A 13,550-nucleotide genomic window follows, 5' to 3' on the forward strand; every position below is an offset into this window, starting at 1 on the left:
TGCCCGAGCGCACATCGGCGTACCGGTCGGAGCCGACGAGCAGCCGTCGGCCGGCCGCACGGCCACGACCGCCTCGACGGAGCCGCAGAGGGCTCCGTCACTGCGGCGGGTCCGGGTGCTTCAGATCTCGGCCGCCCGGCCGTCACTCGTGGAGCGCACGGACGCGAGTGTACGGCCGCCGGCGGCCAGGGCCATCGCCGGCACGGGGCGGTCGGCCGCGCCGGAAGCGGTGAAGACCGTACGAACCGTGTGGGTGCGCACGTCCCACTCGGTGAAGCGCTCGCGGCGCTTCGGGGTGAAGGTGCGGTTGCCGTCGATCAGGAGAGGTCGATCAGGACAACGCGAGCGCTCCCGTCACGGGGAGTTGCCGCGGCGGGCGTAGGCGCGTGCGGCGCGGGCGCGGTCACCGCAGCGGGTGGAGCACCAGTGACGGCGGCCGTAGCGGAGCAGGTAGCGGTTGCAGGGTGTGGAGCCGCATGCGGTGAGGCGTTCTGCGCCGGGGCCGGTGAGCAGGTCGGCGGCGTCGGCGGCGAGGGTGGCCAGGGCGTGGTCGAGGACAGCGGTGGTGGGGTGGGGGACGGCGCGGTAAGGGCCGGTCTTGTCGTCCCACCGCAGCAGCGGGGCCGTGGGGACACGGGACATCGCATCGTTGATGGCCGCGACCGCGGCGGGAAGGGCGGGCAGACCTTCGGCGCGGGACGCGAACAGCGACCTGATCTGCTCACGCAGCGAGCGCAGTTGCGACGCGCACATCTCCCGCATGCCGGCGTCGACCGGGGCAAGACCGCGTTCCGTCAGCCAGTGGTTCGCCTGCGCGGGAGTACCCAGGAGATCGACGGTGAGACCGCCGGGCAGCGCGATCGCGCTGTTGGCCAGGGCAAGAGAGAGGTGCTCTTCCTCGCCCTGTGCGGGCGGCGGGCCGGGCTGTTCCGTCGCGGGCTCCTTCATATTCCTCATGGTACGGCTTGCGCGCATCCGTGAGAAGCCGCTACGGTCATCTCACGGTTCGACCACATCTATCCGTGAGGTGTTTCGTGTCCACTCTCCCCGCAGCGACCGGCCAGTTCCCCGTCCGCGTCTTCGGCGGCCCGACCGCCCTCTTCGAATACGGCGGCCTGCGGTTCTTGACCGATCCGACGTTCGACGGCCCCGGCGATTACCGCCGGCCCGGCCGCCCGGTCCTGACCAAGACCGCCCCCTCCACGACCACCCCCGCCGACCTCGGCCGCATCGACGTGGTCCTGCTCTCGCACGACGAGCACGCCGACAACCTCGACACCTCCGGCAGGGCCCTGCTCGCCGACATACCCCTCACCTTGACGACACCCAGCGGCGGCGAGCGTCTGGGCGCGCACCTGGGTGAGAAGGCCAAGGGCCTGGCCGACTGGGAGTCCATCGAACTGGACCGCCCGGACGGCGGCACGATCACCGTGACCGGTGTCCCCGCCATCCACGGCCCCGGTCCCCGGGAGGAGGTCGAGCCGTTCACCGGCCAGGTCGTCGGCTTCGTCCTGACCGGCGAGGACCTGCCCACCGTCTACGTCAGCGGTGACAACGCCTCCCTCGACGCGGTACGGGAGACCGCCGTCCGCTTCGCCCCCATCGACACCGCCATCCTCTTCGCCGGCGCTCCCCGCTTCCCCGTGCTCTTCGACAACCAGTTGATCGTCCTGGACAGCGCCCAGGCCGCCGAGGCCGCCGAGATCCTCGCCGCCCGTCGGGTGGTCCCCGTCCACTACGACAGCTGGGCCCACTTCACCGAAGGCCGGCACGATCTGGTGGCCGCCTTCACCGCCGCCGGCCTGGCAGACCGCCTGGAGCTGGACTGAGCGAGCGCCCTACGACGCCGACGCGCCACGAACGTGCCCCTCAGCCCAGGCAAGCACGCCGGCCCCAACCGGCCCCAAGAATGACTCAGGGGCCGTTTCAGATCATCTCTGAAACGGCCCCTGACCTACGACTTCGCAAAGTCGGGACGACAGGATTTGAACCTGCGACCCCTTGCCCCCAGAAACTGACGCCTAGTCCGCAGCGTCCATCCAGTCCAGACAGTCTGGCAATGTCCAGGCCAGGGAGGTTGTGCTTCAGGGTGCGCCTTGGTGTGTGTGACACGTCGGTGACACGGTCTGTGTGACAGGAAGGGCTTGTCACACGTCACCAGAGGGCCTAGGAAGGGCGCGTCACGCGCTGGAGAGTTCTTGATCAGGAAGGCGCGGAGCGCCCGCCTAGTGGAGCTACACGGCCTCAGAGAGGCCGAGGTGGCGCACCAGAACTGGAGCCAGGCCTCAGACCGCCTGAAGGGGGCGCTTCAGAACGTCGGCATGGAGGTCATCCTCAAGGCCAGCCGACCCGACGCCGAACACTCGGCCCGTCCCTTCGGCACAGTGGACCCCGACGCGGTCAAGCACGTCGTCGCAGACGAGGCCGCCGAGGACGTCGAGCCTGCCAGACCTTGACCTACTCCCCCACGACCTGGCCGAGGTCGAGCACTACTACCTCCACCGCTACTCCCAGCCGCCCAGGCAGGAGCCAGACCTCCCAACAACCCTTATCCGCTTCCCTCGCATACGACGCCGCGCGAGGGACTGTCAACGGCACACAGGCGGGTCCGGGTAGGAGCACCCTCCGTAGGTGTCTCCCTCATAGGTGATTCCCGTATCCTCCAGGACCTGATTGCAATTTGGGCAAACAGGCGTCAGAGCCGGGTTGACCCGAATGAAGCTCGCATTCTTCATCTCGAAGATCGACTTCACTGCCTCCAGGCCATGCTCGCGGACTCCCTGCTGAAAGAATTCAAAGGGCCCATACGTGGCCCCGCAGTCACATTTGAGTCTGGTGATGCGGAAAGAGCCAATGTTATTGAGGCCCAGCTCGGATTCGATCCTGGACCTTTCTTCATCAGATACGGCTTCCAGTTGTTCCGCTTTGACACGTTCCGTCGTCCAGTGCGTTTCCTTAAACGCATCAGCGTGGTCGCGCGACAAATAGAAGGAGGCAGTCTTTCGACTCTTAGTAGCCTCCTGGACGATAGCCACGATGTTTGCTTCGTCTGCGGAAATGACGGCCCGCCCACTCTCGACCACTGCTTCAATGTGACCCAGCAACGACTTGTCCATAACGCATCCTCCGAGGATCGATGAGGGACTACTTTCCGACGATACGACCGTGACCATTACGCTAAGCATGGGGCACGGCGACACGCCGATGCTTGCCCCCTTTGGTCCAGTTGGAGCGTGGAGTTGGGCTACCTCCAGCCCTGCGTCCAGGCGCTCACCCCAGGAGCCGGGCCCCCAACAACCCTTTGATTCGCTTTCCCCGAATACGAAGCCGAGCGTGACTCGACGGATGCGAAATAATTTACCTACGGCTTATAGACCCGTGGTATAAGCAAACCCTCGGCGAAGCGATGAATCTTCGCTGGCTCTTTTACAAGTCACTCAAGGACTGGGGTTTGCGATGGCACCTGCCGAGGTGCTGCGAGCAGCAGCCAACATCATTGAACGCGACGGCCACGACAAGGGATCGGTTTTTGCGTATCCCCGCCTTCGGCGGACGAAGGGTGTGACATGGGAGCAGCTCATTGAACATGTAATAGTGGCTGGCTTGGAATCACGGGCTCCTGAGTCTTAGGGCTTGGAATTATGTCCCGAAGGTTCACTCTTTTTCCAGACCAAGGCGCATGCCTCACACCCCCAGTGGGTTCCCTTTCCATAGCTTCCGAACCATGACCGCGTACAGCGGCGAGTCGTCGTGAGGCTTCGATTCTCCTACCTTGCTGTATCCCCACCGCTCGTATAGAGCCTGAACTCTCGGGTGTTCAGCTTCTACCTGGAGCGAAACCATGTCGGCCGTCACTTTGTCGAGCAGCGCATCGTGGAGCTGCTGTGCGCGTCCCGTCCTGCGCCATTTGGGGACCACCATGAGCTCCGACAAGGCGAATACAGAGCCTCTGAGGTCAGAAGGACGCCGGTGGCCCTTCCACCAGCCGCCCGGCTTGAACATGGAACCGTATGCATACCCGACCGGATCATCCTCCTCCCAGCCTGAAACGCATTGCCAGTCTTCTCGTGAAGACCAGAGGTCGACGTAGTAGGAGAAGCGCTCACGCGAATGGAACGGGTTCGGATCGTCGGTGTATGCCTCATCGTGGATGTCCAGCAGTAGCGACCGCACGTCCTGCGCGTCGGCGTGCGTGTAGCGCTTCAGGTCCATTGGCCAGACTCCTCAATCCATTCTGCGACCTCGGGGGCCTTCGAGCCCGAGGCTATGAGTACCCTGCGCGTCGCAGCCAGAGTCTTGGCTGTTCGCCGTGATCCGGAGGACGAGGGAGACAGCAGGCCTGCCTGCCGGCCGGTCGCGCAGGCGAGCTCAAACTCTCCTTGTCTGGCCTGGGCGAGGGACAAGTGTGCGGTATACAAGGCCCGGTTGCGGATCATTTCTCCGGGAATGGAGGCAAGGGTCCGGTGGAGGCAGTACTCGGCCTTTCCGTGATCCCCGAGCGCTGTCCATACGAACGAGGAGAGGGCTTCAAACTCGCTACTGTCGTAGAACCTGATCCACTCGGGACGCCGTTGGTCGTCGGCGCGTCCGAAGGCTCGCTCGGCATCCCTCAGGGCACACAGAGCTTCAGACTGCCGTCGCGTGCGCGCAAGTGCGTTGGCGCTGCGCATGTGCCCAAGAGAGGCGTAGAGCGGGTCTCGCCGTGCGATTGACGAGCGCTTCATGACCTCTGCCCCTGCGACGGCCTCAGCGTGATTCTCCCGCTGGCTTGATGCCAGGAACATGAAGTTCCAGACGTGGTACTGCGTCTCGCTGTCTCGGGACAAGCCAGCCAAGGCCAGGGCCTCAGTGAGATGCGCACGAGCCCGCTGTGGTGCGCTGCCATCTATCGAAGCGAAGGCGGCCGTGCTGATGACCTCCGCAGCGAGCCGATGAAGCATGCCGCGTACGCGAGTTGAGGCCGTCGACGCAGCCAAAGCGGATTGGATTCGAGCAGCCAGCTCGACCGCCAAGTTCTCCACCTGCTGTGGGCCCCGGCCGGCATCGTCGTGTCGAAGGATCGTCACGTAGTCCTGGTGGAAGCGCCGGACATCATTGACGCCCAGGCGCCCATAGTCGCCAGCGTCCGAGGTCCCAATGGTCAAGACCAGACTGCCCGCTGCGTTGAGGATCGTACGACGGTGCACAGGATCCGCCTTCGGTAGTGCACTGCTCTTCTTACGGGGTACGAACCCTAGGTCCTCAGCGCGGGCACCCAGAACCCGTTCAAGGCACAACCTGATGCGCTCCTGCGGCCACTTGGTCTCACCACGTAGCCATCGGCGCACATCCGCGTCGGTGACGTTGCCAAGCTTCCCGGTCAGAAGTTCGATCTCGACATTGAGCTGACGTGCTAACTCAGCCTGACCGATGACGAGTTCCTCCATCCGGTCTGCAAGCTTCCGGTTCACCTGTGGCATGCCTCCACGGTAGTTCTGAGCGACCTCGGGGACACGAGTGAAGGTAAAAATCACCGGGGTCATGGCAGGGCGCTGTCCCCTTTTTCACCTGTCGCGGATGTCCAAGCCGCCGTTGACTAGGCGTCGCAAGGCAAGAGCACCGGAGGGAGAAGCGTGGTGGCGGGCGTGACCGAACAGCAACAGGCGCACCCCAGCATGGACGCGCCGATCGATGCCGAGCTGATCTTGGACGCGGTGAGCACGGTTCTGGCGATGAGCCTGAGCACATCGACCCGTCAGCAGATCGACGACAAGACGACCAGGCTCATCGGACAGCTCTCCATGCTCTTGGCGGAAGAACTCGGCGTGGAGAGGGACGAAGAGGTAGTGGCTCTGGTTCGGGCCTCCTCCTACCTGCTGGACATGGGCAGGAGACCCACTGAGACCACTCCGGCCTATGAAGCCTTCGCGTTCATGCGTGACGTGGCGATCCGTACCAGGTCGCTCCTGGCCGTGTACACGAAAAGGAACGGGATCGCCGCACCATGAGGGCCGTACTGCGCTTCGTGGACTACAAGACCATCCGAGATCCCCTGGGCGAGGTCACCTACCAGGCGCGCTGCGTCTCGGGCAACGACGAGGAATGCGGGGCCGAGTCGATGGTGCTGGGCGGTGACGAAGCCGTCAACGACTGGATGGTCGAACACACCGCACAGACCGGACACGAACGGTTCAAGCGTACCTTCGAGGACTACGCGCTCGTGGAGCCGAAGTCGTGACGAGTCGACCACGCCGACCGATGAGTTGGGGCTGGTGCGTTCTCGGCCGCCACTACGAACAAGTTGTCTTCATAGGCCCGGTTGAATCAGACGGCATGTCAGCTCCCGGCCATGCATGCGTCAGCTGCTGCACCTACATGCGCAGCTTCGTCCGTACCTACAACCGGCAACGCGACGCACAGCCCACCCAGACTCCCGTCCCGGCTCTGCCTCCCCCGACAGAGCTGGGCGGGGCAAGTCCCCACCCGCCTGGACTTCCTAGGCAGTCGGCCAGCCGGGTGGGTCCGCACCCTCACCACACAAGAGAGAGGGCACAACCATGACAGTACTGCTTGAGGCTCCCGAGACGACGATCGTCCGGGACCCGAAAGCGATCTTGGAGGAGGTCGGGCAGGCCAATCCTCACTTGATCCCCGACCTCGGCATCGGCCTGTGGGAGCGCGAAGTGCGGCTCCTTATGCGTGACACCGTGCGAGTGCGCAGCCTCGCGGAACGCATCCTGGGCCAGGGCGTCGCCTACCTGATCACCGCCATGGAGAAGCCGGGCAACGATATGGGGCCGGGCTTCGAGGTTGACCAGGGCGTCCACCAGATCATCCTCGACACCCCCGTGTACTTCGCCATCTGCGAGCGGCACAACGGCGGCCGGTACAAGCACCATGCACCGTTGATTCAGCGCCGGCGCGACGGCATCGTGATGCGCACCGCCGAGATCATCCGGCAGAACGGCTTCGCCGTCGACCGCGAGCTGTGGGAGGTCGACGCCTCTAACTGCGGCCCCTGCGACGACAAGGTGCCGGACTCTCACTGATGGCCGGCGGTCTCCCCGCCTAGGTTCGCCCCTGCCCTCATCCAGCTCCCCGAGGGCGGGGGCTCTCCCGTACCAACGACAAGGAACGCTTCGTGCCTGCACAGCATGACTACGCCATTGAGACCGAGGTCTGGGACGCCTACGCCGAATCGGCCTTCGAGCCGGACGCCGAGCCGGCCTTCCGCTGGACACAGTACAAAGATCACGGTCCCGGTCCGGAAGTACTGGGGAAGCCACGCAAGACCCTGGAGATCGGCTGTGGCACCGGCCGGGCGGTCGCCTTCCTCGCGAAGCAGGGCGTAGAAGCACACGGGCTCGACCTCTCCCCCGTCATGGTCAAGAAGATCACCGAGAGGTGGTCGGGCACAGGAGCCGTCTTCCATCAGGGCGAGGGGCTCTCCTTCCTCGCCACGACCGGCGAGACGTACGACGCCATTTACTCGATCTTCGGCTGCGCCTGGTTCGCGAACCCGACGCAGCTCTTCCCCTTGGTCTTGCTCCGCCTGAACCCCGGAGGCGTCTTCGCCTTCTCGCAGCCGCCGGCCATCCCGGGTGCCTACGGCCCACAAGGGATGTATAAGGGAGGTTTCGCCGGACGGCCCGTCTACACGTACCGGTACAGCTACACCCCACGGAAGTGGAGAAACCTACTCCTCAAGGGCGGCTTCCAGCGAGCAGGCGTGAAGGTCATCGAGGCACCCACCGAGGGGTACATCGGCACCCTCTTCGGGAGTGCCACCCGACCGTCGTGAGTGAGTTGAGGTCCTGAGCGCAAACAAGGCCGGCGTTCCCCCAATTAGGGAGGCCGGCCCATTTTTTATTCCTCATTGACGGAATGTCCATTTTTTCGCTATTCTTTCAATAAGTTTAAGAAATTCCACTGAAACGAACCTCTGCTCGGGCTTTCGGCGGGTTTAACTTGCCTATGGTTATCGCAGTTGCCTCACGGAAGGGAGGCGTTGGAAAAACATCATCTACTATCTCACTCGCCGCCAGCCTCGCCCATAAGGGCGAGCGGGTCTTGCTCATTGATATCGGCCAGAATGCGCCTGAGCGACGCCCCTGGGATGAGACTGAAGTGAAAGCCTTTATCGAGGCGAGCAAGGATCATCGGCTCTTCGGCGTCATGCTCTTGACTCTTATCGCCGAGCGTCCAGCCGAGGTCTGCGGGGCGAGGTGGCGAGAGGATGTTGATCAGACGGGAGAGCGCAACAAGGTCGTTGAGAAGGAGCCCAAGATGCACAACGGCAAGCGGGTGCTCCCGCTGCCCAAGCCCGTTTATGTGGCGCTCATCGCTTTCAAGCTTCGGCAGGAGTGGGAGAAGGAGCAGGCCGGGCAGGTCTATGAGGACTCGGGCTACGTGGTCGTTGATGAACTGGGTCGCCCGTTTGAAACGGACAAGCTTCGGCGTGAGGCGCAGAAGCTCATGGAGGAGGCAGGGGTGCGCCGGGTTCGTCTCTCCGACGCTCGCCACGCCTGCCTGCCCTGGATGGCAAACAACGGCGTGCCCGACACGTGGTCTCTGCCTGGGCCGGTCACAGTGACCTGTCCTTCACCAAGCGGGTGTATGTGCTTCCCGCCCCGCAGAGCCTCAAGGCAGGCTCCCAGAAATTGGGTGAGCTCCTCGGCTAGGGGAGATCATCCCCCCGTTTGTGAGAAATTGTGAGACGAGTGCCCTAGAAACGATCAAGGGCCTCGTCTCACATCATGTGATCCAAGGCCCTGACCTGCAACGACGGAGCGAACTCCAGTCGGGACGACAGGATTTGAACCTGCGACCCCTTGACCCCCAGTCAAGTGCGCTACCAAGCTGCGCCACGTCCCGATGCGGTCTCACCCGGGGTGCCCCGTGTGATCACGCAGGTCAACCCTACCGCACCTATGCGGGTGCCCGTGTCGCCCCGCTGGTGGCGGGGGCGGTCGTACGGCCGTGGCGGCGGACCGGGACCAGCAGGGCGGCGCCGGCCGCGGCGAGGCAGAGCAGGGCCGGCAGGGCCCAGCCGTGGGTGTAGCCGGAGGCGTACGGCAGGCCGGAGGGCTGGAGGCGGCCGTGACCAGGACGCTGGTGAGCGCGGCGCCGATGGAGCCGCCGACGGTGCGGATGCTGGCGTTCATACCGGTCGCGGCGCCGGTCTGCTCGGGCGGGACGCTGCCGGCTATGAGGTTGGCCATCGAGGCGAAGGCCAGTCCGATGCCCAGCCCGAACCGCCCGGCGACCACCGCGATCTGCCACTGGGCGTCATGCCAGAAGGTGAGGAATCCGCAGGCCAGCGCGCCGAGGGCGGCACCGGTGGTGCTGGAACGTGCGCAGAACGCGGGGGTGGTGCGGCCGGACATGGGCTTCACCGACCTGCTGCGGATGGTCGCCGGCATCACGGCCACGGCCTTCGACGACGACGCCCGGCGCGACCGGGTGCCGGCGATCGCGCTGGACGGGGTTCGCACCGCCCGCTGACATCGGTGGCGCGGTCGGCGGCGAGCGGACGCGTGTCCCGTCCCGCCGCCTACTTGATCACCGCGTTCGCCACCACCACGATCACCCCGAGCAGCGCGTCCCCCATCCCGATGAGCACCGCGATCGGCCATCGCCGGGCCGACCAGCGGGCGGTGACCAGACCGAGGCCGAAGAGGATGACGATGTTGAGGGCGAAGGCCGGGTACTCGAGGCCCTTCGCGGGCCACCATTCCCAGCCGGCGCCCGCCAGCACCAACACCGTGGGCAGCACGGCCGTGACCAGCGGCCACTCGTCGCGCAGCGTGCGCAGCACGTCCCAGCGGCGGTGCGGGCCGCGTTCGGCGATGTAGTGGGCGTAGCCGTGGGCCAGGGCGGAGGCGAGCGCGGTCACCAGCAGCCAGGCTGCGTCGTAGCGGCGGCCCGCCGGGGTCACCCGGCCGTACTGGGTGAGCGCCGCCACCATCGAGCTGGCGAGGACGGCGCCGTACACCCCGCCGAACAGGACGGCCTCGCGTGTGCCGTGCTGCCGGGGCGGTGCCGTGCCGACCGCCGGGGAGTCAGCCATGCTCCCCACGATCACCCCGGGCGCACCGCTGCGCCAGTCCGCACGGACCGACGAAGTGTCCTCCCACCAGCCCTGATGCCCCACACTCTGTCGACGGCGGCACGCGCGGGGCGCTGGCTAGGCTCGCCGCATGACGCACAGCTTCGCACTGCACATCCCCGACGCCGGCCTCGAACCCGAACCCCTCGCCCCGGAGCAGATCGTCTCCGGGAACCCGGAGGTCACCGGGAAGGTGGTCTGGGAGTCTCCGGACGGCCGGCAGATCCGCGGGATCTGGCAGATCACGCCCGGCGTGGTCACCGACACGGAGGCGGACGAACTGTTCGTGGTGATCAGCGGTTCGGCGACGATCGAGATCGCGGAGGGGCCGACGCTGACCGTCGGGCCGGGCGACATGGCGGTGCTGCGCGCGGGCGACCGTACGACGTGGACGGTGCACGAGACACTGCGCAAGGCGTACGCGATCAACCTGTGAGGCCGCCCGCTCTTCACGAAGGCGGCGCCGTCGTCCCCCGGATCTCCAGCGTCGGTACGGCGAGGTGGACGCGCCCCGCCCCCTCGTCGTACCGCCCGTCGAACCGGTCGAGCAGACAGCGGGCGGCGCGCCGTCCGATCTCGTACGGCGCGGTGTCGACCGTGGTCAGCCAGACGTGCCGCAGCCGGGAGATGCTGGTGTTGTCGTAGCCGGCCACCGAGAGGTCCCGCGGCACGCGCAAGCCCAGTTCCTCGGCCGCCGAGAGGGCGCCCACCGAGGCCATGTCGTTGACGGCGAAGAGTGCCGTCGGCCGCTCGGGGCGGCTGAGCAGGCGTACGGTCCCCCGGTAGCCGCCCTCCTCGGTCAGATCGCCGGGCTCCACGACCGGTTCGGCGCCGTGGGCCCGCATCGCCGCCTCGAAGCCGCGCCGGCGCAGTGCGCCGACCGCGCCGTGGCCCGCGAGATGGGCGATCCGCCGGTGACCGAGGCCGAGCAGGTGCTCGGTGGCGAGCCGGGCCCCGTGCTCGTCGTCCCCGGCGACGACGTCCACACCCGCCGGCTGCGGCTCGCGGGCACCCGCCACCACGACCGGCATCCGCCGTGCCGTCGCCCCGAGTTCGCCGGGGTCCGGAACCGTGCCGACCACCACCAGGCCGTCGACGCCCAGGTCCAGGAACGGTTCGGCGAGGTCGTGTCCCATCCGCCGGTTCAGCCGGGCGTCGGCGAGCAGCATGTGCAGACCGGCTGTGTGCAGCAGGGAGTTGAGGCCGTCGAGCAGGTCGACGAACCACGGGTTGCGCAGGTCGTCCAGGAGGACGCCGACCGTGCGGGTGCGCTGTTCGCTCAGGCTGCGGGCGGCCGCGTTGGGCCGGTAGCCCAGCTCGCGCACGGCCCGCAGCACGGCCTCCCGTTTCCCTGGGCTGACCGGTCCCGAGCCCCGCAGCACCAGCGAGACCAGCGACTTGGACACTCCGGCCCGGTCGGCCACGTCACGGATCGTCGGCGGTCTCATGACATGGACCGTTCCATGCGACGTGCCGCGCTGTCAAAAGGTTGACACGCTTGCCATGTCAGCACAAAGGTGGCCTGGACAGAGCGTGGACCGGTCCAAGTCGCCCCGGGAGGGCTGTCATGGTGGATGAGCTGGGTGTCGCCGTCGTCGGGTTCGGCTGGATGGGCCGGGTGCACTCCCAGGCGTACGCGCGGCTGCCGCACCACTATCCGCACCTCCCGCTGCGGCCCCGGCTGATCACCGTCGCCGAGGAGGTGCCGGGTCGGGCCGAGGAGGCCGCCGCGCAGTTCGGGTTCGCCTCCGCGACCCGCGACTGGCGGGAGGTCGCCGCGGACCCGCGCGTGCGGGCCGTCAGCATCACCGCCCCGAACTTCCTGCACCGGGAGATCGGTGTGACGATGGCCGAGGCCGGCAAGCACATCTGGATCGAAAAACCGGTCGGGCTGACCGCCGGGGACGCCCGCGCGGTGGCCGACGCGGCCGCCAAGGCCGGCGTGCGGGGCGCGGTCGGCTTCAACTACCGCAACGCGCCCGCCGTCGAGGCCGCCCGCGAGCTGATCGCCTCCGGTGAGATCGGCGCGGTGACCCACGTCCGCATCCGCCTGTTCAGCGACTACGCGGCCCACCCGGACGGCGCCCTGACCTGGCGGTACGAGCGGGCGCGCGGCGGCAGCGGGGTGCTCGGCGATCTGGCCTCGCACGGCGCGGACCTGGCCCGCTTCCTGCTCGGCGAGATCACCTCGCTCACCGCCGACACTGCGATCTTCCTCCCCGAGCGGGCCCGGCCGACCGGCGCCACCGCCGGCCACACCCTCGCCGCCGGCGGCGAACGGGGCCCGGTCGAGAACGAGGACTACGTCAACTGCCTGCTGCGCTTCGCCTCCGGCGCGCGCGGGGTCCTGGAGGCCTGCCGGGTCTCGGTCGGCGAACAGAACAACTACGGCTTCGAGGTGCACGGCACGAAGGGGGCTGTCTTCTGGGACTTCCGGCGGCTGAACGAGCTGGCGGTGAGCCGGGGTTCGGCGTACCAGGACCAGCCCGTGAGCACGGTGTACGTCGGGCCGGGCGCCGGTGAGTTCGCGGCGTTTCAGCCGGGGGCGGCGAATGCGATGGGGTACGACGATCTGAAGGTGATCGAGGCGTACCGCTTCGTACGGTCGGTGGCCGAGGGGGTGCCGTACGGTACGACGCTTGCGGATGCGGTGCGGAGCGCTGCCGCGTTGGACGCGATGACGCTGGCCGCTCAGCGGAGGACTTGGGTGGACGTGGAGACAGGTTGATCTGATTTCTCTGCTGGAGGCGCCGCCAGGAGTGCCGCGATGTGCCGTCAGTCGTCTGCGGGTCCGTCGTGGCTTGTCGCGCCCACGCGGCGGTAGCCGCATATCAGACATAGCCCCGCGCCCCTTCAGGGCGCTGCACCTCGGGGCACCGGCCTGCCGAGTTCTTCCACTCCTGCGGTCAGCGCGTCCGCCACCGCATCCGGCGGGATGTCAGCGCCGCCGCTCGTACGGGCCAGGAGGGGTAGTTCCACCTGGACTCCGGCGAGGCGGGTCAGGTTGACGGGGTTCCGGGGGTGTACGCCGCGCAGGCCGGGCGGAATCGCCGCCAGGTCGGTGACGGTCGGGAACTGCGGGGCCCCGGCGGCGAACGCCTCGGCCAGGACTCGGGCCGCGGGCCGGTTGGCGCCGCCCAGGAAGACCGTGCGTGGCGCCTCGGGGCGCATATGGCCGTGCAGGGAGACCGTGAGGGAGACCCGCCGCAGGAACTCCCGGAGCAGTGCACAGTGATCGGCCGCCATGCGTGGGGACGGTATGTGGACGGGCTCCCGGGCGCCCGGCTGGGTGAAGACGAGGCTGGTGGCGCCGCAGCGGCGGGCCACGAGGCCGGCGAGTTCGGCGGTGCCGCCCTCGATGCTGCCGTGCAGCGCCAGGAGCCCGATACCGTCGCCGGGTACCAGGGTCGCGAGGAGCGGGACGCCCTCGATCTCGACCTGTTCGGTGCGTGTCATCGCTCCC

General features: G+C 67.2%; 17 protein-coding genes, 1 tRNA gene and 2 pseudogenes. 10 read left to right on the plus strand and 10 right to left on the minus strand.

Translation table 11 applies throughout. The features are described 5' to 3' along the window. Positions 1 to 120 precede the first annotated feature (120 nt). The gene (locus M878_RS97330; RefSeq protein WP_023545210.1) at positions 121 to 261 is read right to left on the minus strand and encodes a hypothetical protein; all 141 of its coding nucleotides are present in this window, start codon (positions 259 to 261) and stop codon (positions 121 to 123) included. Positions 262 to 354: 93 nt separating this feature from the next. Further along, on the minus strand, positions 355 to 948 hold the full coding sequence (locus tag M878_RS55805; protein WP_023545211.1) for an ABATE domain-containing protein: 594 nt from the start codon (positions 946 to 948) through the stop codon (positions 355 to 357). A gap of 86 nt (positions 949 to 1,034) precedes the next feature. On the opposite strand from M878_RS55805, the gene M878_RS55810 reads away from it, so the two are divergent. Continuing rightward, a complete protein-coding gene (locus tag M878_RS55810) occupies positions 1,035 to 1,829 on the plus strand; it encodes an MBL fold metallo-hydrolase (protein ID WP_023545212.1) in 795 nt (264 codons plus the stop codon). Positions 1,830 to 2,198: 369 nt separating this feature from the next. Beyond that, positions 2,199 to 2,456, plus strand: coding sequence for a hypothetical protein (locus M878_RS55815; protein ID WP_158692647.1), 258 nt, complete (start codon positions 2,199 to 2,201; stop codon positions 2,454 to 2,456). A gap of 132 nt (positions 2,457 to 2,588) precedes the next feature. On the opposite strand, the gene M878_RS97335 is transcribed toward M878_RS55815, so the two are convergent. The 3 genes from M878_RS97335 to M878_RS99525 all read right to left on the minus strand — a co-directional run bounded on the left by M878_RS97335 (position 2,589) and on the right by M878_RS99525 (position 5,459). Beyond that, positions 2,589 to 3,116: a hypothetical protein gene (locus M878_RS97335; protein ID WP_158692648.1), complete on the minus strand. Its 528-nt coding sequence runs from the start codon at positions 3,114 to 3,116 to the stop codon at positions 2,589 to 2,591. Positions 3,117 to 3,684: 568 nt separating this feature from the next. Next, entirely contained in the window at positions 3,685 to 4,212 is a 528-nt protein-coding gene (locus tag M878_RS55820; protein ID WP_023545214.1) for a GNAT family N-acetyltransferase, read from the minus strand. Beyond that, the gene (locus M878_RS99525) at positions 4,203 to 5,459 is read right to left on the minus strand and encodes an NsdA family TPR-like regulatory protein (protein ID WP_245238051.1); all 1,257 of its coding nucleotides are present in this window, start codon (positions 5,457 to 5,459) and stop codon (positions 4,203 to 4,205) included. The genes M878_RS55820 and M878_RS99525 overlap by 10 nt, the downstream gene beginning before the upstream one ends. 156 nt (positions 5,460 to 5,615) lie before the next feature. Here M878_RS99525 and M878_RS55825 point away from each other — a divergent pair, with 156 nt between their 5' ends. From M878_RS55825 to M878_RS000000101745, 5 genes are all read left to right on the plus strand, one after another. Next, the gene (locus M878_RS55825) at positions 5,616 to 5,987 is read left to right on the plus strand and encodes a hypothetical protein (RefSeq protein WP_023545216.1); all 372 of its coding nucleotides are present in this window, start codon (positions 5,616 to 5,618) and stop codon (positions 5,985 to 5,987) included. Then, entirely contained in the window at positions 5,984 to 6,217 is a 234-nt protein-coding gene (locus M878_RS55830; protein ID WP_023545217.1) for a DUF7848 domain-containing protein, read from the plus strand. Before M878_RS55825 ends, M878_RS55830 begins: the two co-directional genes overlap by 4 nt. A gap of 319 nt (positions 6,218 to 6,536) precedes the next feature. Next, positions 6,537 to 7,028, plus strand: coding sequence for a hypothetical protein (locus M878_RS55835; protein WP_023545218.1), 492 nt, complete (start codon positions 6,537 to 6,539; stop codon positions 7,026 to 7,028). Positions 7,029 to 7,120: 92 nt separating this feature from the next. Next, positions 7,121 to 7,780 carry a class I SAM-dependent DNA methyltransferase gene (locus M878_RS55840; RefSeq protein ID WP_023545219.1) on the plus strand — a complete coding sequence of 220 codons (660 nt, stop codon included), beginning with the start codon at positions 7,121 to 7,123 and terminating at the stop codon, positions 7,778 to 7,780. A gap of 173 nt (positions 7,781 to 7,953) precedes the next feature. After that, positions 7,954 to 8,694 carry an AAA family ATPase gene (locus M878_RS000000101745; RefSeq protein WP_078630200.1) on the plus strand — a complete coding sequence of 247 codons (741 nt, stop codon included), beginning with the start codon at positions 7,954 to 7,956 and terminating at the stop codon, positions 8,692 to 8,694. Positions 8,695 to 8,779: 85 nt separating this feature from the next. Here M878_RS000000101745 and M878_RS55850 read toward each other — a convergent pair. Next, a tRNA-Pro gene (locus M878_RS55850) sits at positions 8,780 to 8,853 on the minus strand. Between the two features lie 54 nt (positions 8,854 to 8,907). Further along, positions 8,908 to 9,329, minus strand: a pseudogene (locus M878_RS99535) (MFS transporter); the annotation flags it as partial. On the opposite strand from M878_RS99535, the pseudogene M878_RS93720 reads away from it, so the two are divergent. Next, positions 9,322 to 9,483: pseudogene (locus tag M878_RS93720) on the plus strand (SbtR family transcriptional regulator); the annotation flags it as partial. The pseudogenes M878_RS99535 and M878_RS93720 sit on opposite strands and share 8 nt — an antisense overlap. A 49-nt stretch (positions 9,484 to 9,532) precedes the next feature. On the opposite strand, the gene M878_RS55860 reads toward M878_RS93720, so the two are convergent. Next, on the minus strand, positions 9,533 to 10,048 hold the full coding sequence (locus M878_RS55860) for a hypothetical protein (protein ID WP_023545222.1): 516 nt from the start codon (positions 10,046 to 10,048) through the stop codon (positions 9,533 to 9,535). Positions 10,049 to 10,178: 130 nt separating this feature from the next. Between M878_RS55860 and M878_RS55865 the strand changes: the two genes are divergently transcribed. Then, positions 10,179 to 10,523, plus strand: a complete 345-nt coding sequence (locus M878_RS55865; protein ID WP_023545223.1) for a cupin domain-containing protein — start codon at positions 10,179 to 10,181, stop codon at positions 10,521 to 10,523. A gap of 13 nt (positions 10,524 to 10,536) precedes the next feature. On the opposite strand, the gene M878_RS55870 is transcribed toward M878_RS55865, so the two are convergent. After that, positions 10,537 to 11,535, minus strand: a complete 999-nt coding sequence (locus tag M878_RS55870) for a LacI family DNA-binding transcriptional regulator (protein ID WP_023545224.1) — start codon at positions 11,533 to 11,535, stop codon at positions 10,537 to 10,539. A 119-nt stretch (positions 11,536 to 11,654) separates the two neighbouring features. Here M878_RS55870 and M878_RS55875 point away from each other — a divergent pair, with 119 nt between their 5' ends. After that, positions 11,655 to 12,815 (plus strand): Gfo/Idh/MocA family protein, encoded by a 1,161-nt coding sequence (locus tag M878_RS55875; RefSeq protein WP_023545225.1) that lies wholly within the window; start codon positions 11,655 to 11,657, stop codon positions 12,813 to 12,815. Between the two features lie 125 nt (positions 12,816 to 12,940). On the opposite strand, the gene M878_RS47125 is transcribed toward M878_RS55875, so the two are convergent. Continuing rightward, a complete protein-coding gene (locus M878_RS47125; protein ID WP_023545226.1) occupies positions 12,941 to 13,543 on the minus strand; it encodes a poly-gamma-glutamate hydrolase family protein in 603 nt (200 codons plus the stop codon). Between the last annotated feature and the right edge of the window lie 7 nt (positions 13,544 to 13,550).

Source organism: Streptomyces roseochromogenus subsp. oscitans DS 12.976 (assembly GCF_000497445.1).
Classification (GTDB): domain Bacteria; phylum Actinomycetota; class Actinomycetes; order Streptomycetales; family Streptomycetaceae; genus Streptomyces; species Streptomyces oscitans.

Coding starts and splice junctions, on each gene's coding strand:
- M878_RS55805 (WP_023545211.1), bottom strand. CDS start 948: ATGAAGGAGCCCGCGACGGAACAGCCCGGCCCGCCGCCCGCACAGGGC.
- M878_RS97335 (WP_158692648.1), bottom strand. CDS start 3,116: ATGGACAAGTCGTTGCTGGGTCACATTGAAGCAGTGGTCGAGAGTGGG.
- M878_RS55820 (WP_023545214.1), bottom strand. CDS start 4,212: ATGGACCTGAAGCGCTACACGCACGCCGACGCGCAGGACGTGCGGTCG.
- M878_RS99525 (WP_245238051.1), bottom strand. CDS start 5,459: ATGCCACAGGTGAACCGGAAGCTTGCAGACCGGATGGAGGAACTCGTC.
- M878_RS55830 (WP_023545217.1), top strand. CDS start 5,984: ATGAGGGCCGTACTGCGCTTCGTGGACTACAAGACCATCCGAGATCCC.
- M878_RS55835 (WP_023545218.1), top strand. CDS start 6,537: ATGACAGTACTGCTTGAGGCTCCCGAGACGACGATCGTCCGGGACCCG.
- M878_RS000000101745 (WP_078630200.1), top strand. CDS start 7,954: ATGGTTATCGCAGTTGCCTCACGGAAGGGAGGCGTTGGAAAAACATCA.
- M878_RS55860 (WP_023545222.1), bottom strand. CDS start 10,048: ATGGCTGACTCCCCGGCGGTCGGCACGGCACCGCCCCGGCAGCACGGC.
- M878_RS55865 (WP_023545223.1), top strand. CDS start 10,179: ATGACGCACAGCTTCGCACTGCACATCCCCGACGCCGGCCTCGAACCC.
- M878_RS55870 (WP_023545224.1), bottom strand. CDS start 11,535: ATGAGACCGCCGACGATCCGTGACGTGGCCGACCGGGCCGGAGTGTCC.
- M878_RS55875 (WP_023545225.1), top strand. CDS start 11,655: ATGGTGGATGAGCTGGGTGTCGCCGTCGTCGGGTTCGGCTGGATGGGC.
- M878_RS47125 (WP_023545226.1), bottom strand. CDS start 13,543: ATGACACGCACCGAACAGGTCGAGATCGAGGGCGTCCCGCTCCTCGCG.